24 protein-coding genes are annotated in these 22,982 nt (G+C 40.7%); 20 read left to right on the top strand and 4 right to left on the bottom strand.

Going from position 1 to position 22,982, the window contains the following annotated elements; genetic code table 11:
- The first annotated feature begins 7 nt into the window (after positions 1-7).
- The 3 genes from CW745_RS05910 to CW745_RS05900 are packed head-to-tail and all read left to right on the top strand — an operon-like array spanning position 8 to position 5,284.
- The gene (locus tag CW745_RS05910; RefSeq protein WP_101107609.1) at positions 8-1,819 is read left to right on the top strand and encodes a GspE/PulE family protein; all 1,812 of its coding nucleotides are present in this window, start codon (positions 8-10) and stop codon (positions 1,817-1,819) included.
- Complete coding sequence (locus CW745_RS05905) at positions 1,819-3,039, top strand: type II secretion system F family protein (protein WP_101107607.1); 1,221 nt, start codon at positions 1,819-1,821, stop codon at positions 3,037-3,039. The genes CW745_RS05910 and CW745_RS05905 overlap by 1 nt, the downstream gene beginning before the upstream one ends.
- On the top strand, positions 3,032-5,284 hold the full coding sequence (locus tag CW745_RS05900; protein WP_238596705.1) for a patatin-like phospholipase family protein: 2,253 nt from the start codon (positions 3,032-3,034) through the stop codon (positions 5,282-5,284). Before CW745_RS05905 ends, CW745_RS05900 begins: the two co-directional genes overlap by 8 nt.
- A 120-nt stretch (positions 5,285-5,404) precedes the next feature.
- Here CW745_RS05900 and lipA read toward each other — a convergent pair whose 3' ends face one another.
- From lipA to CW745_RS05880, 4 genes are all read right to left on the bottom strand, one after another.
- Positions 5,405-6,373: a lipoyl synthase gene (gene lipA / locus CW745_RS05895; RefSeq protein WP_101107603.1), complete on the bottom strand. Its 969-nt coding sequence runs from the start codon at positions 6,371-6,373 to the stop codon at positions 5,405-5,407.
- Complete coding sequence (gene lipB / locus CW745_RS05890) at positions 6,366-7,016, bottom strand: lipoyl(octanoyl) transferase LipB (RefSeq protein WP_101107601.1); 651 nt, start codon at positions 7,014-7,016, stop codon at positions 6,366-6,368. The genes lipA and lipB overlap by 8 nt, the downstream gene beginning before the upstream one ends.
- Before the next feature lie 8 nt (positions 7,017-7,024).
- A complete protein-coding gene (gene ybeD, locus CW745_RS05885) occupies positions 7,025-7,294 on the bottom strand; it encodes a DUF493 family protein YbeD (protein WP_101107599.1) in 270 nt (89 codons plus the stop codon).
- A 76-nt stretch (positions 7,295-7,370) separates the two neighbouring features.
- Complete coding sequence (locus CW745_RS05880) at positions 7,371-8,528, bottom strand: D-alanyl-D-alanine carboxypeptidase family protein (RefSeq protein ID WP_101107597.1); 1,158 nt, start codon at positions 8,526-8,528, stop codon at positions 7,371-7,373.
- A gap of 293 nt (positions 8,529-8,821) precedes the next feature.
- On the opposite strand from CW745_RS05880, the gene CW745_RS05875 reads away from it, so the two are divergent.
- The 17 genes from CW745_RS05875 to fliR all read left to right on the top strand — a co-directional run bounded on the left by CW745_RS05875 (position 8,822) and on the right by fliR (position 22,981).
- On the top strand, positions 8,822-9,160 hold the full coding sequence (locus CW745_RS05875) for a P-II family nitrogen regulator (protein WP_101107595.1): 339 nt from the start codon (positions 8,822-8,824) through the stop codon (positions 9,158-9,160).
- A gap of 37 nt (positions 9,161-9,197) precedes the next feature.
- Entirely contained in the window at positions 9,198-10,415 is a 1,218-nt protein-coding gene (locus CW745_RS05870) for an ammonium transporter (RefSeq protein ID WP_101107593.1), read from the top strand.
- A 195-nt stretch (positions 10,416-10,610) separates the two neighbouring features.
- On the top strand, positions 10,611-11,174 hold the full coding sequence (locus tag CW745_RS05865; protein ID WP_101107591.1) for an LPP20 family lipoprotein: 564 nt from the start codon (positions 10,611-10,613) through the stop codon (positions 11,172-11,174).
- 128 nt (positions 11,175-11,302) lie between these two features.
- Positions 11,303-11,626 (top strand): flagellar hook-basal body complex protein FliE, encoded by a 324-nt coding sequence (gene fliE / locus CW745_RS05860; RefSeq protein ID WP_101107589.1) that lies wholly within the window; start codon positions 11,303-11,305, stop codon positions 11,624-11,626.
- Between the two features lie 32 nt (positions 11,627-11,658).
- Entirely contained in the window at positions 11,659-13,377 is a 1,719-nt protein-coding gene (gene fliF / locus CW745_RS05855) for a flagellar basal-body MS-ring/collar protein FliF (protein WP_101107588.1), read from the top strand.
- Positions 13,367-14,428: a flagellar motor switch protein FliG gene (gene fliG, locus CW745_RS05850; RefSeq protein ID WP_101107586.1), complete on the top strand. Its 1,062-nt coding sequence runs from the start codon at positions 13,367-13,369 to the stop codon at positions 14,426-14,428. Before fliF ends, fliG begins: the two co-directional genes overlap by 11 nt.
- A gap of 25 nt (positions 14,429-14,453) precedes the next feature.
- The gene (gene fliH / locus CW745_RS05845; protein WP_101107584.1) at positions 14,454-15,389 is read left to right on the top strand and encodes a flagellar assembly protein FliH; all 936 of its coding nucleotides are present in this window, start codon (positions 14,454-14,456) and stop codon (positions 15,387-15,389) included.
- Positions 15,382-16,713 (top strand): flagellar protein export ATPase FliI, encoded by a 1,332-nt coding sequence (fliI, locus tag CW745_RS05840; protein ID WP_101107582.1) that lies wholly within the window; start codon positions 15,382-15,384, stop codon positions 16,711-16,713. Before fliH ends, fliI begins: the two co-directional genes overlap by 8 nt.
- Positions 16,714-16,722: 9 nt before the next feature.
- Positions 16,723-17,169, top strand: coding sequence for a flagellar export protein FliJ (gene fliJ, locus CW745_RS05835; RefSeq protein WP_101107580.1), 447 nt, complete (start codon positions 16,723-16,725; stop codon positions 17,167-17,169).
- A gap of 60 nt (positions 17,170-17,229) precedes the next feature.
- Positions 17,230-18,651 carry a flagellar hook-length control protein FliK gene (locus CW745_RS05830; RefSeq protein ID WP_101107578.1) on the top strand — a complete coding sequence of 474 codons (1,422 nt, stop codon included), beginning with the start codon at positions 17,230-17,232 and terminating at the stop codon, positions 18,649-18,651.
- Between the two features lie 78 nt (positions 18,652-18,729).
- On the top strand, positions 18,730-19,266 hold the full coding sequence (fliL, locus tag CW745_RS05825) for a flagellar basal body-associated protein FliL (protein ID WP_101107576.1): 537 nt from the start codon (positions 18,730-18,732) through the stop codon (positions 19,264-19,266).
- Positions 19,267-19,297: 31 nt separating this feature from the next.
- The gene (gene fliM, locus CW745_RS05820) at positions 19,298-20,314 is read left to right on the top strand and encodes a flagellar motor switch protein FliM (RefSeq protein ID WP_101107575.1); all 1,017 of its coding nucleotides are present in this window, start codon (positions 19,298-19,300) and stop codon (positions 20,312-20,314) included.
- 21 nt (positions 20,315-20,335) lie between these two features.
- The gene (gene fliN, locus CW745_RS05815) at positions 20,336-20,737 is read left to right on the top strand and encodes a flagellar motor switch protein FliN (protein WP_101107573.1); all 402 of its coding nucleotides are present in this window, start codon (positions 20,336-20,338) and stop codon (positions 20,735-20,737) included.
- Entirely contained in the window at positions 20,734-21,147 is a 414-nt protein-coding gene (gene fliO / locus CW745_RS05810; RefSeq protein WP_101107571.1) for a flagellar biosynthetic protein FliO, read from the top strand. Before fliN ends, fliO begins: the two co-directional genes overlap by 4 nt.
- Entirely contained in the window at positions 21,140-21,886 is a 747-nt protein-coding gene (gene fliP, locus CW745_RS05805; protein WP_101107570.1) for a flagellar type III secretion system pore protein FliP, read from the top strand. Before fliO ends, fliP begins: the two co-directional genes overlap by 8 nt.
- An 8-nt stretch (positions 21,887-21,894) precedes the next feature.
- Positions 21,895-22,164, top strand: a complete 270-nt coding sequence (fliQ, locus tag CW745_RS05800; protein ID WP_101107569.1) for a flagellar biosynthesis protein FliQ — start codon at positions 21,895-21,897, stop codon at positions 22,162-22,164.
- A gap of 22 nt (positions 22,165-22,186) precedes the next feature.
- The gene (fliR, locus tag CW745_RS05795; protein ID WP_101107568.1) at positions 22,187-22,981 is read left to right on the top strand and encodes a flagellar biosynthetic protein FliR; all 795 of its coding nucleotides are present in this window, start codon (positions 22,187-22,189) and stop codon (positions 22,979-22,981) included.
- Position 22,982 lies beyond the last annotated feature (1 nt).

The raw sequence follows: 22,982 nt of genomic DNA, 5'->3' as shown, positions 1-22,982 counted from the left end.
GAAGCCTATGAAGCCACAACTTAAAAAACGCTTAGGTGATCTGCTCGTCGAGGAGCAACTGGTTACTGAAGCACAGCTTGGCAATGCATTAAAAGAGCAGCGAAATCTTGGGTTGAAACTCGGAGCGACTTTGATTCACTTAGGCTATATCAGTGAAGATCAAATTCTCACTTTTTTATCTCGCCAGCTTAATATTGACATTGTTGACTTGCTCAAAGTAAAAATTGATCCTAATGCAGTACAACTGATTCCTGAGGTCCATGCACGACGTCTTCGTGCCTTAGCCATTCATGATAATGGCGAAGTAGTGACGCTGGTGGTATCTGATCCCGCTGATCTGCATAGCCTTGATGTACTGTCTACTCTTCTAAAAGGCCGTACTTTTGAGCTGATGTTAGCGCGAGAAGACCAGTTAATCGAGTCCTTTGATCGAGTTTATCGCCGTACTAAAGAGATTGCTTCTTTTGCTGTAAAACTGAGCGAAGAACATGGCGAAACTTCTGCTTTTGATGTCAGCGGGTTAGATTTAGGTGGAGAGGGCTCAGATGCAACGGTTGTTAAATTATTACAATCGTTGTTTGAAGATGCTGTGCAAGTGGGCGCGTCTGATATTCATATAGAGCCTGATGAAAAAGTATTACGAATACGACAACGTGTTGATGGTGTGTTGCAAGAAACTTTGTTACCCGAAAGTGGTATTGCGAGTGCCTTAGTATTGCGCTTAAAGTTAATGTCTCAGTTAGATATTTCTGAAAAAAGGATGCCACAAGATGGGCGCTTTAACATTAATGTTAAAGGTAAAAGCATCGATATTCGTGTATCGACCATGCCAATTCAAGAAGGCGAATCAGTGGTTATGCGTCTGCTTGATCAGTCTGCTGGTGTACTCTCCTTTGATGAAATAGGTATTCCTGAGAATTTACAAGAGCGTTTGGAGTTACAACTAAAACGCCCTAATGGCTTGATTTTGGTTACCGGCCCAACGGGGAGTGGTAAAACGACGACACTTTATTCCGCTTTAAATATCCTAAATGCGCCAGGTAGCAAAATTATTACCGTAGAAGACCCTGTCGAATACCGCTTACCGCGTGTGAATCAAGTGCAAGTAAATAGTAAAATAGGGTTAGATTTTTCGACTGTATTACGTACTGCATTACGACAAGATCCAGATATATTATTAGTTGGTGAGATGCGTGATAATGAAACCATGGAGATAGGCCTACGCGGCGCATTAACTGGGCATTTAGTGTTATCAACCTTACATACTAATGATGCGATTAGTAGTACATTACGTCTCTTGGATATGGGGGCTCCTGGCTATTTAGTGGCAAGTGCATTACGTGCAGTCGTCGCACAACGCCTTATTAGGCGTCTTTGTGAAAACTGTAAAACTAGCCATGAACCGCCTTTTGAACAACAAGTTTTATTAGAGCAATTAACCGGTGAACCACTAACTCAAACGCCTTTCTATTCAGCGCCTGGATGTCAGCGATGCCAATTTACTGGCTATCGTGGACGTATCGGCGTGTTTGAGTTACTTGAATTAGACAATGCAATGGTCTCGGCGTTACGCTTAGATGATACTGAAGCGTTTTCCATTGCAGCTAAAAACTCAACCTATTTTCAACCCTTAGCAATTGCTGCACTTGATTATGCTAAGCAGGGTATAACGTCGTTGGAAGAAGTGTTTAAACTAGTAGATCGCTTCGAAAAAGTCACTTCAGCCTCTTCTGCATCTAATGATCCCAAAAACGAACCTTTTGAGAATGAACTAACCCTCGCCCCACGTGATGACCAAACAAAAGATTACCCTAACTAATGGCTATTTATAAATATGTTGGGCGTGATGCGCAGGGGAGCTCGGTAAAAGGTGAAATAGAGGCAAACTCTATGGATACCGCTGCGGATCAAATAATGCAAAAAGGTATTTTGCCCAGTTCAGTCAAAGAGAAAAAAGCGGGAGGAGAAGGACTCGATTTCAGCGCTGTATTTGCAGCTAAAGTTAAACCGACTGATTTAATTGTATTTACCCGTCAAATATACTCCTTAACTAAAGCTGGTATTCCCATTTTAAGGGCGATTAATGGCTTAGCAGAGTCTACCCATTCAAAGCTTTTAGCTGAATCTCTACAGGATGTGTTAGCAAGGATGCGCAATGGGTATTCACTTTCTGTAGCCATGGCTGCTCACCCGCGTGCATTCTCGCAGTTATACGTTTCTTTGGTACAAGTGGGTGAAAATACGGGGCAATTAGATCGTATCTTCTTACAGCTCGCCGAGTACTTAGAGCAAGAAATAGAAACTCGTAAACGTGTGAAAAGCGCGATGCGTTATCCAACATTTGTACTGATAGCGCTCGCTATTGCAATGGTCATTTTGAATATTTATGTGATTCCAACCTTTGCCAATATGTTTGCTAAATTTCATGCAGAGCTCCCTTGGACAACGCAAGTTTTACTTGGGACATCCTCCTTTTTTGTTAATTATTGGCACTTCATGCTAGGTAGCTTAGTGATGACAATAGTAGGCGTTAAGTTTTGGCTTAACAGTTCGAAAGGCGCCTATTTATGGGATAAATGGAAGTTAAAAATTCCAGTGGTGGGGAGTGTTATCGAACGATCTCTTCTTGCTCGTTTTTCACGTAGTTTTTCGATGATGTTGAGTGCCGGAGTACCGCTGAATAATGCGCTTTACTTGATTGCCTATGCAGTTGATAATAACTACTTACAAAACAAAATCTTAGCAATGAGAAGTGGTATTGAATCTGGTGAGCCTTTGTTACGAACTGCATCTGCTGCAGGTTTATTTACACCGTTAGTTTTACAGATGATTGCGGTAGGTGAAGAGACGGGGCAAGTCGATGAGTTACTTAATGAGGCTGCTGACTTTTATGAGCGTGAAGTAGATTATGAGCTTAAGAATATGACTGCCAAAATTGAACCGATTTTGATCTCCTTTGTTGCCGGTATGGTGCTTATTTTAGCATTGGGGATCTTTACTCCGATGTGGGACATGATGGGTGCAATGAAAGGTGGCTAATATTATGGTACGTAGCGCCGTACTGGCCTGTTTTATTATTTCCTGCTTTTTTTCAATTAACGCCTTAGCAAGGCCTAAAGTTGGCTTGGTACTTAGTGGAGGCGGAGCTAAAGGCGCGGCTCATATTGGCGTTTTAAAAGTGCTAGAGGCTAACAATATACCGATAGATTATATAGTCGGAACCAGTATTGGATCCTATATAGGTGGATGGTACGCATTAGGTTATAGCCCTGCTCAAATTGAAACTATTATGTTCAATACTAATTGGGATAAAGGCTATTCTGACTTTATTCCTCGTGAAAACTTACTCTATGAAGATAAACAGTTACGCGATAAATATAATATTACACTTCGTTTGGGCTACAGCGATAACACCCTCAAAATGCCTTCAGGTTTATTACTTGGACAGTCTGCACTACAGCTGTTAAAACTTTCCACAGATTCGGTTGGCTTATTTGAAAGCTTTGATGATTTAGCTATTCCCTACCGCGCTGTTGCAACAGATATTAGTAGCTCTAAAGCAGTCGTACTTGATAAAGGTAGTATTACTCAAGCGATGAAAGCCTCATCAACGGTTCCAGGTGCACTAGAGCCGATTGAGATTGATGGCAAGTTATTAGTTGATGGCGGAATTGTTAATAATATGCCAGTTGATGTCGCTAGAGCGATGGGCGCCGATGTGATTATTGCCGTCGATATTGGCTCTCCATTACTCGATAAAAATCAAATAAACAGCACCGTTGATGTATTGAGTCAGCTGTCTAATATATTAACCATCACTACGACAAATAATCAAAAAACCTTACTTGAGCCAAAAGATATCTTAATTCGTCCGGATATTAAGGAACTCAGCACCACTGACTTTTCGATTTTAGATGTGGCGTTAGAAAAAGGTGAAATTGCAACGCGTGAAAGCCTTGGTCGTTTAAAGGTACTTGCTGTCACTGACAAAGAGTTTGAACAATATCGTTTTGCTATAAAACAGAAAAATAGTCAATGGACTCAACCTATATTTCAACCGATTATTGCTATTGAATTTGATAATCAATCTAAAGTTGATCTTGCGATCATTAAAAAACATCTATCAATTAAAATTGGTGATGTGGTCACTAAAGAGGCTCTCGATGAAGCGCTAAATCGAATTTATGCATTAGATCGTTTTGAATATGTTAATGCTGAGTTAATTGACTCACAAGCTGGGCGAACCATTGTCGTGACAACTAAAGCTAAGTCATGGGGGCCTAATTATTTGAAGTTTGGTTTTGATTGGCAGAGCGATTTTTCTAATATCTCTATGTTTTCAATCGACGTAGCTTACTTGTTAACTGATATTACTGATAATGGAGGACAATGGAAAAATGAACTTTCAATTGGCTGGGAAAGTGAAATTGCTACTGAGTTCTATCAACCGTTAAACCAACAGCAAACCTTTTTTTCTCGTAATCGATTACAATTCAAGCAAGAAAAGTTCGCAGAAAATAATTTTAATGAAGAGTTTTTAAGGCCTGAATTGCGTAATAGGTTTGCAGAGTTGCGATTAGGATTAGGTGCTTATTTCAGTGATTATGGTGTTGCTGAGCTCGGGTTTGTTGCTGAAGCTGGTACGATGCATTTTGAACATGATGATTACGATGACCTGAACTATGATTCTCTAGGTGCTTATTTAACATTAGGTTATGACACGTTAAACAGTATTAATTTTCCGACGAAGGGAAATAAAGTAACCCTAGACTTGTACTTCCGTAAAGATGATTACTTTCATAATCAATACCCATATCCAGAAAATTTATCGTTGCAAGTTGAGCTTGATTGGCGTGGTGCTCTCGGGATTGGGCATCATACCTTTGTCGGTATCGCTTCTCTTGCAAGTGTTTTGACTGATAATGAGTTTTCTATTCATTTTTCTGAATTAGGTGGTTTTTTAAACCTCTCTGGCTATCAAAAAGATGCGCTACTTGGCGCCCATAAAGTATTCGGTGCGATTGTTTATCAGTATGACTTAGGCAGAGAAATTCCGGGAGATACCGGCTTACCGCTTTATCTTGGAAGTAGCTTGGAAATGGGTAATGTGTGGCAATTAGAAGAGTCGGTGAGTTTAGATGAAGTGGTTACCTCTGCTAGTCTTTATTTAGGGACAGATACTAGCTTTGGCCCTGCAGTTATTGGCGTCGGTTATGCCACTAGTTTTGGTTATTACGATGAAGATGAAATAAGCGTGTTTTTTTCATTGGGTAAAAATTGGTAAGTATTTATCACTACAAGGTAGGAAGAAAGAGACAAGGCGCTAAAGAAGTAATGTTTGCTTGAATGCTTGAAGCTGACAAGGAAGGCAGGAAAGTATAGCTGTTCCTGCCTGATCGACTTTTTATTTCACTTCCTTACCAGAAGCTTGCAAGTCGGCATGGTATGAAGAGCGTACCAGTGGCCCACATGCCGCATGCTCAAAGCCTAATGCTCTTGCTTTTAGTCCTAATTCATCAAACTCTGCGGGTGGTACGTAACGCTCTACTGCTAAATGGTTAAGGCTAGGTTGTAAATATTGACCTAGTGTTAACATTGTTACGCCATGAGCATGTAAATCTACTAAAACTTGCTCAATTTGTTCATTAGTTTCACCAAGCCCCATCATTAGACCGGATTTAGTCGGTACTTCTGGGTGTTGCTCTTTGAATTTTTTAAGCAGTTGTAAAGACCATTTGTAGTCAGCACCTGGACGCACTTGCTTGTATAAGTGAGGAGCCGTTTCAAGGTTATGGTTAAATACATCTGGTACATCTTTTTCAAAGCATGCTAGCGCTCTATCCATACGTCCTCTGAAATCTGGCACTAATATTTCAATTTTTATATTCGGACTTAATAGTCTAATTTCACGAATACAATCAGCAAAATGTTGTGCTCCACCATCGCGCAGATCATCCCTGTCAACCGAGGTGATGACCACATACTTAAGCTTCATATCTTTAATGGTTTCAGCTAGCTTCTTTGGCTCTTCGGTATCAACCGCTAGTGGTTTACCATGTCCAACATCGCAAAATGGGCAACGGCGTGTACAGATTTCGCCTAAAATCATAAATGTCGCGGTACCATGGTTAAAGCATTCATTTAAATTTGGACAGGATGCTTCTTCACAAACTGAGTGTAGTTTGTTTTTTCGTAATGCTTGTTTAATTTCAGTCACACGGGTGTTGTCAGACTTTAATTTTATTTTCATCCATGCTGGCTTTTTTAATACAGTGCTTTTATCGGATGGAATAACTTTAATCGGGATGTGAGAAAGTTTATCGGCATCGCGTAGTTTTTTACCTGCAGTGAGCTGGCTCGGTTTATTACTCATGAAAAACACTCTCTATTTGTGAATATTGTAATTGTTGATTCATTTTTTCTATTAACAATGGGGCAAGCTCGCTGACGCCTAAGGTGATCCCTTCCTGTTTGCATTGTGTCATTTCAAGACCTGCATAGCCACAGGGGTTAATTTGTAAAAAGGGAGAAAGATCCATATCAACGTTTAATGCTAACCCATGGAACGAGCAACCTCGACGTATTTTCAACCCCAAAGAAGCAATTTTTTTTCCATTAACATAGACACCTGGCGCATCAGGTTTTGCAATAGCTTGCACTTGGTGATCATTAAGTAGGGTAATAATACTTTGTTCAATCATCGTTACTAAGCTTCGCACATTAAAGGCTTTACGGCGGATATCAATTAATAGATAAACAATTAATTGTCCGGGGCCATGATAGGTGATTTGTCCACCTCTATCACTTTTGACTACGGGGATATCGCTTTGCTGCAATAGGTGTTCGGCTTTACCTGCGCTTCCTTGGGTAAATACAGCAGGATGCTCAACGACCCATATTTCATCGCGACTAAGCTCGTCACGAAGGTTGGTAAAGTCACTCATCGCTTGCCACGTTTCAAGGTAGGGCTGGCTTCCTAAATAACGTAGTGTGAGTTGTTTGGATAATTCAGTCATTGATCGTCTTATAGAATATAACGAACTGATTCAAGTTTATTAAGCTCTGTATAAATCGTCTCAATATGCGCTTTTGATTTGACGGTAACCGGCACACTAAGTGAGTGATAGGTTCCTTTTGAGCTTGGTTTTACGGTAGGTGCGTAATCACCTGGCGCGTGTTTTTGAATAACACCTATCACCTCTGCCATTAACTCAGGGCCAGCAACTCCCATCACTTTAAATGCAAAAACACAGGGGAACTCTAATAGTTCATCAAAATGAGTATTCAGTGCCATTTAGCAACTCCAACAACAAAAAAATAAAAATGAGGCGAAAGCCTCATTTTGCAATTATGACTATATGGGGATTAATTTAGCCAAACCAACCGATAAACAGTAATTTTATGTAATCCATTAAACGACTAAATAAGCCTCCCTCTTCAACTGTTTCTAGCGCAATGAGATCGTAACTTGCAATGCTTTCATCTGCAAAAGAGTAATTCACTTGACCAACAACATCACCCTTTTGAATTGGCGCACGTAGCTCTTCGTTAATAACAAAATCCGCTTGTAAGTTTTTAGCTTGACCACGCGGTAAAGTAATTGGGGTATCAACAGCGACACCTAAACGAATCATCTCTTGAGAGCCCATCCAAATTCGCTCAGTGGCTAGCTGCTCACCTGCTTTATAGGGTGTCATTGTTTCAAAGAAACGGAAGCCCCAGTTAAGTAATTTTTTACTCTCAACTTTACGTGCAGAATCAGATTTAGTGCCCATTACAACACTGATCAAGCGCATACCATCTTTTGTCGCTGAAGATACTAAGCTAAAGCCGGCAGCACTTGTGTGACCGGTTTTAATGCCATCTACATTTAGGCTTTTATCCCATAATAAGCCATTACGGTTATATTGAACGATACCGTTAAATTTGAACGATTTTTCACTGTAAATGCGATACTCTTCAGGCACGTCTGCAATTAATGCTTTCGCTAAAATTGCCATATCTGTTGGTGTTGTATAATGTTCTTCAGAGTGTAAACCGTGGCTATTAACAAAATGGGTATTGTTCATACCTAATTGTACTGCCCATGAATTCATTAAGTCTGCAAAGGCGCTTTCACTGCCTGCGATATGCTCTGCCATCGCAACACAGGCATCATTTCCCGATTGAATGATAATGCCACGATTTAGATCCGCTACAGTCACCTCTTTACCCACTTCAATAAACATTTTCGAAGAATCAGGGAAGTTTTTGGACCACGCCTTCTCAGAAATTTTTACTTTATCTTCAAGGTTTAGGTTTCCCTGTTTGATCTCTTGACCAATGATATAGCTGGTCATCATCTTCGTGAGACTCGCCGGTGCAAGCATTTTCTCACTGTTATTTTCTGAAAGTACTTTGCCAGAATCAAAGTCAACAAGTAGGTAACCTTTGGCTGCGATTGATGGTGCATTAGGGATAACGCGTGGCGTTGCGAAAACGTTAAAGCTGAGTGCGAAAGTGATAAGCAATAGGCCTATTTTTTTCATCTATATTACCTTTGTATTAATGAAATAAAAAAACAGTACGCACTATAACGTGCTAGGCGCGCGATGGAAATTAAATTCTTTAGTCACTTCTTAGTAATAAAAGTTCATTAAGCTCTATTTGTGTGCACCTTATTGCTATTAATTGCACCAATATGGTGCTGTTTTTGTTTTTCAAAACAAAGGAATAGTTTAACTAGTTGTTTTAATTGATCTTATTTTTTTGGCACGCTACTTGTTATATATCTACTACAAGGCTTACATAACAACCCAATATATAAAAGAAGGACGTTTTAATGAAAATGTTAACCGCAATAATTAAACCATTCAAATTAGATGAAGTGCGTGAAGCAATCATGGATGCAGGCATCGCTGGTGTCACTGCTTCTGAAGTGAAAGGCTTTGGTCGTCAAAAGGGTCACACTGAACTTTATCGTGGTGCAGAGTATCAAGTTGACTTTTTACCAAAAGTAAAACTTGAGATTGCAGTAAAAGAAGAAGACGTTGATCGTTTGGTAGAAGCGATCACGCAAGCTGCAAACACGGGCAAAGTAGGTGACGGTAAAATTTTCATTCAGCCACTTGAGCAAGTAGTACGTATCCGTACTGGTGAACTAGACGAAGAAGCGCTTTAGTCCTCTTCAGTAAGAAATTTTAAAAAAGGAATATATTATGGAAAACACAGTAACAGAATTAAGGTTCGCCCTAGATACCTTCTACTTTTTAATGTCAGGTGTCCTCGTTATGTGGATGGCTGCAGGTTTTGCGATGCTAGAAGCTGGACTTGTTCGCTCTAAAAATACCACTGAAATTTTAACGAAAAATATCGTCCTATATGCTATCGCTTGTACGATGTTTTTATGGGTTGGTTATAACATTATGTATGTTGATAATGTTGCTGGTGGCTGGCTACCGAGCTTTGGTGCATTAATCGGCACACAGGCAGCAGGAGCTGATCATGCATTAGAATCAGATTTCTTCTTCCAAGTGGTATTTGTTGCGACGGCAATGTCAATTGTATCGGGTGCGGTTGCTGAACGTATGAAGTTATGGTCTTTCCTAATCTTCACTGTGTTCCTAACTGCATTTATCTATCCAATGCAAGGTTACTGGTCATGGGGCGGTGGTTTCTTAAGTGAAGCTGGTTTCTCTGATTTTGCTGGCTCAGGTATTGTTCATATGGCAGGTGCAGCTGCGGCACTGGCTGCTGTTATGTTACTTGGGGCACGTAAAGGTAAATATGGTAAAGATGGAAGCGTGCATCCTATTCCAGGTTCAAACATGCCACTTGCAACATTAGGTACATTTATTTTGTGGATGGGATGGTTTGGCTTTAACGGTGGATCTCAACTTCTTATCTCTGACGCAGAAAATGCAAGTGCGGTTGCTCTTATCTTTGTAAATACAAATGCCTCAGCTGCAACAGGTGCAATTGCAGCACTACTTGTGAGCAAACTTAAATGGGGTAAAGCTGATTTAACTATGATTTTAAATGGAGCATTAGCTGGTTTAGTTGCGATTACTGCTGATCCTCTTTCTCCTTCACCGCTATTTGCTGCTGGTATTGGTGCAGTTGCAGGTGTAATTGTTGTTTATAGTATTATCACTTTCGATAAATTAAAGCTTGATGATCCAGTAGGTGCATTATCGGTACACGGTGTATGTGGTTTATTTGGTTTGATAGTTGTTCCTCTTTCAAATGAAGGCGCTACGATTGGTGCGCAGCTATATGGTGCAGCAGTTATCTTTGGCTTTGTGTTTGCAACATCTTGGATTGTTTGGAGCATAATCAAAGTAACAATGGGTATTCGTGTTACTGCTGAAGAAGAAGAAACAGGAATGGATTTACATGACTGTGGTATCGAAGCTTATCCAGAATTTAAAGATTAATATCGATTAATCTTAAAGAACCCCGTACTTAAAAGGCTCTATCAAATTATTTGATAGAGCCTTTTTTCTTTTCTATCACTCAGCTTTTATTCTTTTAAAGGCAATCGTTGCTATTATCACTTTATTGGTTGCTATAATATGTGAAAAGAAATCATGATCTGTATTTTCAATAATGTAAAGGTGAAAGGGAATGTTATGTCGTTAAAATTATTAAGTTTATCAAGTGTTGTTTTTCTTGCCGCTTGTTCATCCACTCCGGTTGAAACAACATCCGTTGGCGATATTCCAAGCTGGATCTTAAACCCACAGGTTGAAGATGGTATCGCAGTCTCGGAGTGTGTTTTATTCTCGGGTAATATGTCCATCGATAAACAGCAAGCGCTAGCTAATGCGCGCACTTCACTTGCACAGCGTATCGAAACCCGTGTGAGTGCAATGGATAAAAGCTACCGAGATAAAGTGGAAGTAGCATCAGGCGTTGAGTCGGGCTCTACATTCTCTAGTGTTTCTAAGCAGGTGACGCAGCAAACACTTGTCGGTACTAATCCAATTAAAACAGATATTGCCAAAATCGCAGGCAAAGATAATCTCTGTGTATTAGTCGCAATAGGGCAACAGGGGACAAAAGATATTTTTGACGCTTTAGTTGACCAAGCTGAGCGTCCAATGAATGCTGATCAAAAAGATGTATTGTATGCGGAGTTTAAAGCGCAACGTGCTGAAGAGCAGCTAGATAAAGAGCTAGAAAAATTACAATAAACGGCTTGTATTAAAACGCTATCTTTAGCTCTAGATTGGAAAAAATAAAAAAGCGCCACTTAGTTGGCGCTTTTTTTGGCATAAAAAATGCTTATTACAATATATGTGTCAAAAAAGAGATAAATATTATGAATCTTAATACATCAGCTTTATTTAATGATCTACCCTTACAGGGCTTACAAAGTAAAGGCTTAAGTGAAGTAACAGGCCAATCAGTCAGCTCTAGTGCACCAGACTTCTCGCAAATGCTTAAACAAGCGATTGATAACGTCAATGGTTTACAGAAAGAAACTGGTGAGCTTCGTAATCGTTTTGAGATGGGCGATGAGCAGGTGAGCCTTGGCGAAGTGATGATTGCGGCTAATAAATCGAGCCTTGCTTTTGAAGCAACAGTACAAGTACGTAACAAAATGGTTGAAGCGTACAAAGAAGTGATGAGTATGCCTGTTTAGGTTATACGTAATGATGAATTAGGGAAGAAATAGTGGCTGAATCAAATAATCCAGATATGTTACTTGAAGATAATGGCATTGCTGGTGGCGAGGAGTCGAGCGCTGAGCCAGAAAAAGGTGCAATTGCCTCATTCTTTTCAAATGTTGATGTATTGCGTCAAATTAGCATGATCATTGGTTTATTGATTGTGCTTGCGATAGTGGTCATTTTATGGTCTTGGGGTAAAGAGGCTGATTATCGACCGTTAGGTAGCTATAAAACGGATGAGTTGATTAGCACACTAGATTTTCTCGATAAACAAAAAATCCAATATAAAATAGAAGGTAACTCAATTCTTGTTGTTACCACTGAGTATCAAAAAATAAAATTATTGATGACGCGTGCCGGTCTTGATAATGATAATACCGAAAATGGTGATGATATTTTACTGCAAGATATGGGCTTTGGTGTAAGTCAGCGTGTTGAGCAGGAACGTTTAAAGTTAAGTCGCGAACGTCAACTCTCCCTCGCTATTCAAGCGATGCAAAATGTAACCAAAGCACAGGTTTTACTCGCTATCCCTAAACAGAGCGTTTTTGCACGTAAAGAACGCCAAGCCAGTGCAACTGTTGTCGTTACATCATCACGATCATACAGTTTATCTCCACAAGAAATTGATTCAATTGTTGATATTGTTGCATCAGCCGTGCAAGGCTTATCTCCTACTAGTGTGACTGTCAGCGACCAACGTGGTCGCCTATTACATTCTGGTAGTAAAAGTGGTTTATCGGCACAATCGAGCAAAGAGTTTGCCTTAGAACAAGAGCGGGAAGAGGAATATAAATCTAAAGTAGATGCTATTTTAATCCCAGTATTGGGGTTAGCTAATTACACATCAGAGGTCGATCTCGCGATGGACTTCACAGTCGTTGAAGAAACAACAAAAAGTTATAACCCTGCCAATCAAGCTGTACGAAGTGAAATGTTAGTGGAAACAAAATCTTCTAGCTCTACTATTGGTAATGTTCCTGGGGCCCTGACTAATCAACCGCCAGCTAATGGTGCTGTTCCTGAAGAGCTTCAAGAGAATAATAACATTGCTGGTGGCAGTGATGGTAATTCACATAATGAGTCAACGCGAAATTACGAAGTAGATACCACCGTTAAGCACACCAAACATAAAGTAGGTAAAGTTGAACGTTTAGCAGTTTCGGTGGCGCTTGACTATGCAGCAGTTACTAACGAAGCTGGTGAGGTTTCTTATGAACCGCGCAGTGATGAAGAGATAGAAAACATCCGTCGTTTGTTGATGGGGGGCTTAGGCATCAGTACTGCTCGTGGTGATATTTTAGAGATCGCTTCCGTTAAGTTTAACCGTCCAGATTTAGAAGCTATCCCAGAAGAGGAATTCTGGAAAACCGAAGCGTTTGAAGGTTACGTACGTTTTGGTGGCAGTATGATCATCATATTGTTAACGTTACTGTTAATTGTACGTCCGATTATGAAAAAACTGCTTTATCCTGAAACCATTGAGCAGGCCGATGATTATGATCTTGGAGGCGCGATTGGTTCAATGGGAGGCGACAATTTACAACTATTAAATGAAGATGAAGAAGCGGGTGTAGAGTTTGGTATGAGTAATGGCGTGATTAAACTCCCTGATTTACACAAAGATGAAGATCTTCTTAAAGCGGTTCGTGCACTTGTTGCCAACGAGCCTGGTTTATCTGCACAAGTAATTAAAGAGTGGTTAGCTGTCGATGAAGGATAATGCAAACGAATCTGCTGATAAAAAAGAGGCAGGTGGTGATAAAGAGTTTAATGTGAGTGATCTGACCGGTGTAGAAAAGTGTGCATTATTAATGCTTAGTTTAACACCTGAAGACGCTGCCCAAATATTCCGTAATTTAGAGCCTAAGCAGGTACAAAAATTAGGTATGGAGATGGCCGCGTTAAAGGATTCATCACAGAGTAAAGTGTCTAGTGTACATCGTGCTTTTATTGAAGATATTCAAAAATACAGTAACATCGGTCTCGACAGCGAAGACTTTGTACGCGCTTCTTTAATCGAAGCATTAGGTGAAGATAAAGCGGGTAATCTGGTGGATCAAATTATCCTCGGCAGTGGCTCAAAAGGCCTTGATTCATTAAAATGGATGGATGCACGTCAGGTTGCATCAATCATTCAAAATGAGCATCCACAAATACAAACTATTGTACTTTCATATCTAGAGCCCGAACAATCGGCTGAAATCATTACTCAATTTCCAGAGAAAATACGCCTAGACTTAATGATGCGTATTGCTGACTTAGAAGAGGTGCAACCAGCCGCATTACAAGAATTAAATGAGATCATGGAGAAACAGTTTGCCGGTCAAGCTGGTGCGCAAGCTGCTAAAATGGGTGGTACTAAAGCAGCCGCTGATATTATGAACTATTTGGATACTGGTATCGAAGGCCCATTAATGGATTCTTTACGTGAAACAGATGAAGATATGAGCCAGCAAATTCAGGACCTTATGTTTGTCTTTGATAACCTTATTGACCTTGATGATCGTGGTACACAAGCGCTCTTACGAGAAGTCCCAGGTGAACAACTTCAGCGTGCATTAAAAGGTGCTGATGATCAGCTAAAAGAGAAAATACTGAAAAACATGTCTAAACGTGCAGCAGAAATGCTAGAAGATGATTTAGAAGCGATGGGCCCAATCCGTATTAGTGAAGTGGAAGCTGCCCAGAAAGAGATACTAACTATTGCACGTCGTCTATCTGATGCTGGTGAGATTATGCTTGGCGGTGGTGGTGGTGATGAGTTCTTATAATCGTTTCGTGAAGGGTTGAGGGTTAATGACAGAAAATAAAGATGACTTTAAAAATTGGTCGATTCCAAAGTTAACCGAAGATGAAGCTACGGTAGATAAAGATAATACTATTTTTGGCAAACCAGCAACGTGGTATAACAGTCGTAAAGAACCAACAGAAGAAGTTGAAATGGAGGAGGAACCAACTCCTTTAACACTTGATGATATCGAAGCTATTCGACAATCGGCCTATGAAGATGGCTTTAATGAAGGTAAACAAGCCGGGCATTTAGAGGGGCTAGAAACTGGTAAGTTAGAGGGCTTAGCTGCTGGACATCAAGAAGGGTTAACACAAGGCCTTGAGCAAGGGTTAGCTCAAGGTGCAGAGCAAATTACAGCACAATTGGCTATTTGGCAGTCTCTTATTGAACGCTTGCATAACCCGCTAGAAAAATTAGATGATAATGCTGAATACCAGTTGGTTAGATTAGCAACCTCATTAGCTGAGCAGATAACTCGTTGTGAAGTGAAAACATCACCACAAATTATTCTACAAGCGTTAAAGCAAGCCATCGATGCCTTACCTATCAGTGAACAAAAGTTAGTCATTCAACTTCACCCGGATGATCTTGCCTTTGTGCAAAGCGCCTATTCAGAGAAGCAATGTATACAACGAGGATGGGACCTTCAGGCTGAACCTGCGTTAATGCGCGGTGATTGCCAAATTCATACACAGGTCTCGAGTGTAGACTTTGCTTTTGATACTCGTGTTGAACAGGTCCTAAAAAACTTTTTTAAAGAGAACCATGAGCAACTACCCGCTAAAAACGATGATTCAAGCTTGCTTAACGAGCTACCTTTAACAACTGAAATACCGCCATCACTGGCAAATGAGTCTACTGTTCAAACACCTGAATTAGAATCTGAAAACGTATCCGAAGTCGCACCTGAAAACCCTCCTGAAGTTCAATCTAATGAATAGTTTTAATCAACGATTTAGCCAATACCAAACTGGCGAGTCAGTGACACACCCCGTCGTGTCAGGAAAGCTGATTCGTGTGGTGGGACTAACTTTAGAAGCCGTAGGTTGTAGTGCTGCTGTAGGAAGCTTATGTCACGTTGAGACTAATGAAGGTTTTATCGATGCAGAAGTCGTGGGATTCTCAGGAGAGCGCCTTTTCTTGATGCCTAGTGAGCGATTAACTGGTGTCGTACCCGGTGCGCGTGTTATCCCACAAACCATTGCACAAGGTATTCCAGTGGGCATGGAGTTACTTGGCCGAGTACTTGATGGTATTGGCAAGCCGATCGATGGTAAAGGTGAGATTGTCACTGCGCAAACTAGTCAATATAACAATCCACGTATTAATCCGTTAAGTCGCAAAGCGATAAAGCAACCACTTGATGTGGGCATTAAAGCGATTAATTCCTTATTAACCGTTGGACAGGGCCAGAGGATGGGCCTTTTTGCGGGTTCTGGGGTAGGGAAAAGTGTTTTGCTCGGCATGATGACGCGAGGCACAACTGCAGATGTGGTTGTGGTCGGGTTGATTGGTGAGCGTGGTCGAGAAGTAAAGGAGTTTATCGAAGAGATTTTAGGTGAAGAGGGACGTAAACGTGCCGTTGTGATTGCGGCTCCTGCCGATGCGTCACCATTAATGCGCTTGAAAGGCTGTGAAACATCATTAACGATTGCTGAATATTTTCGTGATCAAGGGTTAAATGTATTGTTATTGATGGATTCATTAACTCGTTTTGCTCAGGCGCAACGTGAGATCGCGCTCGCAATTGGAGAGCCCCCTGCCACCAAAGGTTATCCCCCCTCTGTATTCGCTAAGTTGCCTGCATTAGTTGAACGCGCGGGTAACGGTAATGAAAATCAAGGCTCTATTAGTGCATTTTTTACCGTATTAACAGAAGGTGATGATCTTCAAGATCCGATTGCCGATGCTTCTCGTGCGATTTTAGATGGCCATATTGTTCTTTCGCGTGAACTTGCAGATTCAGGGCATTTCCCAGCTATTGATGTAGGAAAATCGATCAGTCGTGTGATGCCTATGGTGACATCAGATGAGCACCAAACCCTCGCGCGAGTATTAAAACAAGCTTATTCTTTATACGAAGAAAACAAAGAGTTAATCACTATTGGTGCCTATTCAAGGGGCAGCGATCCTCGTATCGATAAAGCTATTGTTATACGGCCTAAATTGGATCACTTCTTGCAACAGGGAATGAAGGACAGTATTAGTTATAACGATTGTTTGACACAGCTCGCGACATTAACGCAGGAGTTTGTGAATAGTTAAGGATAAAAAATGGCCAGAGATGCATTACAGCTTGTCTATGAACAACGCGAGAAACAAGTTGAGCAAGCGTTACAAGCATACCAACGCGCTCAACAAACGTTATTTGAACAGCGCCAGCAATTACAAAACCTCCATCAATACCGCCGTCAGTACATCAGTCAATTGAGTGAAAAAGGATCACAAGGGCTTTCTATTGCCGATTTGGGAAAATATCAGCAGTTTATTGTGCAAATAGATCAAGGTGTTACTCAGCATCAGCAAGGTTTGATTAAATTTGAGTATGATGTACAAGCGCATAAAAAAATGTGGGTAGAAGCACAGGTAAGCTGTAAAGCGATGGGGATGTTACTGGAAAAAAAGGCGCTTAAAAAGCGTCGACTAGAAGATAAAAAAGAGCAAGTGTTAATGGATGAGTTCACTACTTTTCAACACTTTCAAAAGCAATCTGGTCTATAAATTGCTTACATTTAATTAACTGACCAAGAACGGCAATACCTACCCTTTTAAAGAGAGTTTATGATGCAAGCTATTTTACCATTATCTCCGGCTCCAGCTTCTTCAGCAAAAATAGATGCTGAAGCAAATACCGTTGAAGAGATTGATTCTGTCGAAGGACAGGAAGGTGATCAGAAAAGCGCAACACGTTTCTCTGATCTTCTCGATGGCATGATTGAAGCAGAAAATCCAGAAGACACTGTTGATGAGCTTCTATCTGCTGAAGATGAACTGCTTGATGTAGAAGTACAGCCTGAAATAGATTCATTGGAAGGGATTGATGATGAAACGGTCGTTGAAGCTTTAGAGGCTGATGAGCAACTTGATGCTGAGCCGCTGTTATTAGGGACTGATGAGGAACTTGAACAAGATTTAGATGCTGAAGATTTGGAGGATCTACCTCGTTCAAATAATGATTCAACAATGTCATCTACAGAAGAAGATTTACAACCGCATCAAACTAAACCCGCTGAAAATGAATTGAGTCAAAAACAGCAGGATATGGTTGACAAAGATCCACAAAATACGGTGATAAAAGCCGATAACATAAATGCTGAAGGGGCAGTCCAAACTTCAGAAGAGCAAGCACCAGTAAACCCTATTTTAGCGCAAATAGAAACGGCAAAAAATACCAATACTAAAGTTACGGAGCATAAGCCTTTAGGCAATGTTGAAGTGCTCGTTAATGGGGGAGGCCGTGCTAAAAAAACAGAAAAAGAGGGGCCGTCTGAGGCAGATAAAAATAGCAGGTTAAATCCTGAGAATGTGTTATCTGATGATGAACTAACTGATGATTTTCTTAAGCAAAGTAGCACAAACAGTGACAAACTAGAAAGCATGATGGCAGGCTTAAAAGGAGAGGGGGAAAAACCTCTTTTTAATCAAGCACAAGATACTAACGTATTGCGCCCCGTTGCGCTAACGAGTGCCTTAAATGATCGCTTAGCAAGCCCAACCAGCCAAATAGTGAATAATAACGTAACATTAACGCAGTCAGCTTTGTTACAGCAACCTATTGAATTGCAATCAAAACATGCATCAGCATTAATCGGTGAACGTATTATGATGATGATTGGGCAAGGAAAGCAAGAGGTCTCTATTCGGCTTGATCCGGCAGAATTAGGCTCTATGCATATTAAATTACAGGTGCAACAGGATCAGCTACAGGTCGCGATTCAAACACAGGTTGGTCAAAGTCGTGACATTATTGAGCAGAACTTACCAAGATTACGAGAACAGTTAGCACAACAGGGGATTAATTTAGGTGAAGCCAGTGTTGAGCAACGTAGCTCTCAGCAACAGTCACAATCGGATAAAGGGCAACAAAAAGTGGTATCAGAACAACGTAATAGCAATTCAGAAAGTATCCTCAGTAATGAACAAAGTGAATGGGTAGCGTCACAAATACCGCTCTCACCTCAAGGAATTGATTATTATGCTTAAAGGATATGGATTTGTGGCTAATATGCATTAAAATCAGCACCATTACATTTAAAATCATAGAGAAAGGGAAACACTGATATGGCTGGGGAAGAGAACGAAGAGTTATCGTTGGATGAAGGAGCCACAGCTGGTGGTGGTAAGAAAAAATTAATTATCATAATTGTTGCAGTAGTGCTTTTGTTAGGTGGAGGCGCAGCTGCATACTTTTTACTTTTTAGTGGGGATAGCGCAGAGGCTTCTGCTGATCAAACTTCGGAACAACAAACTTCATCGGAAGTAGAGGGCGAAAATAGTGGCGCAGCAAGTTATGTTGCGATGCCAAGGCCTTTTGTTTTTAACGTTATGGATGGTAAACGCGATCGTCTAGTGCAAATTAAAGTACAGCTATTAGTGCGTGGCACAACAAACGAAACCTTAGCAAAAAAACATATTCCATTACTTGAAGGTACGTTGGTACGTATTTTTGGCGCCGCGACCGTTGGCCAATTACGTAGCCCTGAAGGTAAAGATCAACTTCGCGAGTATGCCCTTAAAGCACTTAATGAATCGACCAAGAAGCTAGAAGGAAAAGAACTTATCGATACGGTTTTATTTACCGGTTTTGTTTTACAGTGATCATCACATTTTTTAATTAGTAAGGTTTTTTATGGCAGATCTATTATCCCAAGACGAAATTGATGCGTTATTACATGGCGTCGATGATGTTGAAGAGGATGTCGTTGAAAGTGGAGATGGCGGAGGCGAAGAGTCTCTTGTTCATTTTGACTTTTCATCGCAAGACCGTATTGTTCGTGGTCGTATGCCAACACTCGAGCTGGTTAATGAGCGTTTTGCGCGACACTTACGCATCAGCTTATTTAATATGTTACGCCATACCGCAGAGGTCTCTATTAATGGCGTACAGATGCTAAAATTCGGCGAGTATGTGCATACATTATTCGTTCCTACCAGCCTTAATATGGTTCGTTTTCGTCCGCTAAAAGGGACCGGTTTAGTAACCATGGAAGCACGTCTAGTGTTTATTTTGGTGGAAAATTTCTTCGGAGGCGACGGTCGTCATCATGCCAAAATCGAAGGGCGTGAGTTTACACCGACAGAGCGCCGTATTATTCAGATGTTATTAAAGATAATTTTTGAAGATTACCATGATGCATGGGCACCCGTGATGGATGCCGAATTTGAATATCTAGATTCAGAAGTAAATCCGGCAATGGCTAATATTGTTAGCCCCACAGAGGTCATTGTAGTTAACTCTTTTCATATCGAACTTGATGGAGGCGGAGGCGATTTTCATATTGCTATGCCTTACTCGATGCTAGAGCCGATTCGAGAATTATTGGATGCCGGTGTACAAAGTGATAAAGAAGATACAGATCAACGTTGGAGTCAGGCATTAGAAGATGAAATCATGGATGTAGATGTTGACTTAACCGCTAAGTTACTGGAAAAAGAGGTACGTTTGCGCGACATGATGGATTTTAAAGCGGGCGATATTATTCCCGTTGAGTTACCGGATTCAATGTTAGTTTCTGTTGAGGGGTTACCTACTTTTAGGGCGACACTTGGGCAGAGTCATGAAAATTTAGCATTAAAAATTACTGAGCGTATTGAACGACCAGAAGTACAAAATACACAGCTTCAACTGGGTAATTTAAAAGACTAGTTAATAGATAGGAAGAGAGTTATGAGCACAGAGCAAGATATGGCTGACGAATGGGCTGCTGCATTAGAAGAATCAGGCGACGCAGGAGAAGGTGGAGATGATGTTAGCAACATTGAACTCGATGAATTAAAAGATACTGCCGAGCCACTCAGTGCTGAGGAACATGCTCGTTTAGACAGTATTTTGGATATTCCGGTGACCATCTCAATGGAGGTGGGGCGCAGTAAAATAAATATTCGTAACCTTTTACAATTAAACCAAGGGTCTGTCGTCGAATTAGATCGTATTGCCGGTGAGCCATTAGATGTATTAGTAAATGGCACCTTAATTGCCCATGGCGAAGTCGTGGTTGTTAATGATAAGTTTGGTATTCGTTTGACTGATGTGATTAGCCAGACAGAAAGAATTAAGAAGTTAAAATGAAGTATTCTGCTCTGCTTGTTACGCTGCTATTTCCCGCAACTAGTTGGGCAGAAGAGGCACTTAAATCACCGCCTGATTTAGCTGTTGGTAGTATGATTGCTTCCCTATTATTAGTGTTGGCTTGTATTTTTATTTTTGCTTTTTTAATGAAAAAAAGTAATTTGATTCGCAACCCTAAGGGATATCACCAGATAAAGATAGTTGCAACGCAGCCTTTGACTAATAAGGGTAGAGTACAGATTATCGAAGTTAACGAAAAGCGTTATCTGCTTGGTGTCACTGAGCAAAATATCAATCTGTTAGATACGTTTTCTATCCCTGAGAATGAAGAGAGTGAGATGCAACAGCAAGATGCAAACACTCCCTTTGCCACATTACTTTCTAAAATAAGTACTAAACGTAATGAATAAATTTCTTGTATTAATCGCCTGTCTGCTCTATTTCTTTTCTCCGTCTTTACTCGCTGAGCCTGGTGCACTTTCTGCGGTCACGGTAACGACCAATGCGGGAGGCGATCAAGAGTATAGTGTGACATTGCAAGTCTTAGCGTTTATGACGGCGCTGAGCTTCTTACCTGCAATGCTTATTCTCATGACTTCATTTACTCGTATCGTCGTGGTGATGTCGATTTTAAGGCAAGCACTTGGTTTACAGCAAACACCTTCTAATCAAGTGATTAACGGCATCGCACTATTTTTAACCTTTTTTATTATGACTCCGGTTTTCGATAAAATTAATGAAACTGCTTTGCAGCCTTATCTTAATGAAGACATGCCCATTGCACAGGCGCTAGAGGTGGGGAAAAAGCCGATGATGGAGTTTATGTTATCGCAAACTCGTCTAAAAGACTTAGAAACCTTTTTAGAGATCGCAAATGTACAAGTCGATACGCCTGAAGAGGTCCCAATTACAGTATTGATTCCAGCCTTTGTAACCAGTGAATTAAAAACTGCGTTTCAGATAGGATTCATGATATTCATCCCCTTTTTAATTATCGATTTAGTGGTGGCCAGTATTTTGATGGCAATGGGGATGATGATGCTCTCTCCGATGATAGTTTCCTTACCCTTTAAACTTATGTTATTTGTATTGGTCGATGGATGGAACTTGATCATGGGTAGTCTCGCGAACAGCTTTGGCCTGTTGTAGGAGGTGAAATGGAACCCGAAGTTTTTGTAAATATATTCCGTCAGGCATTGTGGACTGTTTTGTTATTAGTCTCTGCTGCTATTATTCCTAGCCTATTGATTGGCTTGGTGGTGGCAATATTTCAAGCCGCGACTTCTATTAACGAACAAACATTGAGTTTTTTACCACGATTAATGATGACATTGATTGCATTAGCATTTGGTGCACATTGGGGGTTTGGTAAATTAATTGAATTTTTCAATGCTATGATTGATCAAATACCACAGGTTGTGGGTTAATTATGATTAGCTGGAGCTAGTTGTGGATTTTTCTGCAGAAGCGCTGATGAACTGGATCGCCACTTACCTGTGGTCATTCTCACGTATTGCAGCCATGTTAATGGTGATGGTTGCAATCGGATCGAGAACTACACCAAAACGTGTTCGTTTATTCTACTCACTCGCCGTTACTGTCGCTGTTTTTCCGATATTGCCGGCCGCACCAATGGAAATTGAGTTATTTTCGTTAGCGAGTGCTTTTGTTGTTTTACAGCAAGTTTTGATCGGCATAGCCATTGGTACCATTTCAATTTTCGTGGTGCAGACCTTTGTCGTGGCGGGGCAAATCATTGCGATGCAGACAAGCCTTGGTTTTGCTTCTATGGCTGATCCCATGAATGGTCAATCTTCTCCCGTTGTGGGGCAGTTCTACGTGTTATTAGTTACCTTATTGTTCCTTGGTGTTGATGGACACCTGCTGATGATCGAACTTATTATTAGAAGCTTTGAAACGCTTCCTGTATCGATGAAAGGTTTACTGGCAACCGACTATAGAACATTGGCTGGATGGTTTTCGGTGATGTTCCAAGCTGCATTAGCTTTTTCGATCGCATCCATGGTAGCGATGCTATTGGTTAATCTTTCCTTTGGTATCATGACCAAAGCAGCGCCACAGTTAAATATTTTCAGTTTGGGCTTTTCTATCAGCATGGTGTTTGGTTTATTTGTATTATGGGTAACCTTGGTTAATGTACCAACTCACTTTGAAAATCAATGGTTACGTGGCATTACTACCATTTGCGAACTCTTGAATGGTGTTTGTGAGAAACAACCCTAGG

Origin of the sequence: Psychromonas sp. psych-6C06 (genome assembly GCF_002835465.1) — a bacterium.
Classification (GTDB): Bacteria; Pseudomonadota; Gammaproteobacteria; order Enterobacterales; family Psychromonadaceae; genus Psychromonas.
Note: the sequence above shows the minus strand (reverse complement) of the source record. Positions and strands in the feature narration are given on the sequence as shown.

What these genes read in the sequence shown, in the direction of transcription:
- CW745_RS05910 (WP_101107609.1), top strand. Translation starts at nt 8, where the DNA reads ATGAAGCCACAACTTAAAAAACGCTTAGGTGATCTGCTCGTCGAGGAG.
- CW745_RS05905 (WP_101107607.1), top strand. Translation starts at nt 1,819, where the DNA reads ATGGCTATTTATAAATATGTTGGGCGTGATGCGCAGGGGAGCTCGGTA.
- lipA (WP_101107603.1), bottom strand. Translation starts at nt 6,373, where the DNA reads ATGAGTAATAAACCGAGCCAGCTCACTGCAGGTAAAAAACTACGCGAT.
- lipB (WP_101107601.1), bottom strand. Translation starts at nt 7,016, where the DNA reads ATGACTGAATTATCCAAACAACTCACACTACGTTATTTAGGAAGCCAG.
- ybeD (WP_101107599.1), bottom strand. Translation starts at nt 7,294, where the DNA reads ATGGCACTGAATACTCATTTTGATGAACTATTAGAGTTCCCCTGTGTT.
- CW745_RS05880 (WP_101107597.1), bottom strand. Translation starts at nt 8,528, where the DNA reads ATGAAAAAAATAGGCCTATTGCTTATCACTTTCGCACTCAGCTTTAAC.
- CW745_RS05875 (WP_101107595.1), top strand. Translation starts at nt 8,822, where the DNA reads ATGAAAATGTTAACCGCAATAATTAAACCATTCAAATTAGATGAAGTG.
- CW745_RS05870 (WP_101107593.1), top strand. Translation starts at nt 9,198, where the DNA reads ATGGAAAACACAGTAACAGAATTAAGGTTCGCCCTAGATACCTTCTAC.
- CW745_RS05865 (WP_101107591.1), top strand. Translation starts at nt 10,611, where the DNA reads ATGTCGTTAAAATTATTAAGTTTATCAAGTGTTGTTTTTCTTGCCGCT.
- fliE (WP_101107589.1), top strand. Translation starts at nt 11,303, where the DNA reads ATGAATCTTAATACATCAGCTTTATTTAATGATCTACCCTTACAGGGC.
- fliG (WP_101107586.1), top strand. Translation starts at nt 13,367, where the DNA reads ATGAAGGATAATGCAAACGAATCTGCTGATAAAAAAGAGGCAGGTGGT.
- fliH (WP_101107584.1), top strand. Translation starts at nt 14,454, where the DNA reads ATGACAGAAAATAAAGATGACTTTAAAAATTGGTCGATTCCAAAGTTA.
- fliI (WP_101107582.1), top strand. Translation starts at nt 15,382, where the DNA reads ATGAATAGTTTTAATCAACGATTTAGCCAATACCAAACTGGCGAGTCA.
- fliJ (WP_101107580.1), top strand. Translation starts at nt 16,723, where the DNA reads ATGGCCAGAGATGCATTACAGCTTGTCTATGAACAACGCGAGAAACAA.
- CW745_RS05830 (WP_101107578.1), top strand. Translation starts at nt 17,230, where the DNA reads ATGATGCAAGCTATTTTACCATTATCTCCGGCTCCAGCTTCTTCAGCA.
- fliL (WP_101107576.1), top strand. Translation starts at nt 18,730, where the DNA reads ATGGCTGGGGAAGAGAACGAAGAGTTATCGTTGGATGAAGGAGCCACA.
- fliM (WP_101107575.1), top strand. Translation starts at nt 19,298, where the DNA reads ATGGCAGATCTATTATCCCAAGACGAAATTGATGCGTTATTACATGGC.
- fliN (WP_101107573.1), top strand. Translation starts at nt 20,336, where the DNA reads ATGAGCACAGAGCAAGATATGGCTGACGAATGGGCTGCTGCATTAGAA.
- fliO (WP_101107571.1), top strand. Translation starts at nt 20,734, where the DNA reads ATGAAGTATTCTGCTCTGCTTGTTACGCTGCTATTTCCCGCAACTAGT.
- fliP (WP_101107570.1), top strand. Translation starts at nt 21,140, where the DNA reads ATGAATAAATTTCTTGTATTAATCGCCTGTCTGCTCTATTTCTTTTCT.
- fliQ (WP_101107569.1), top strand. Translation starts at nt 21,895, where the DNA reads ATGGAACCCGAAGTTTTTGTAAATATATTCCGTCAGGCATTGTGGACT.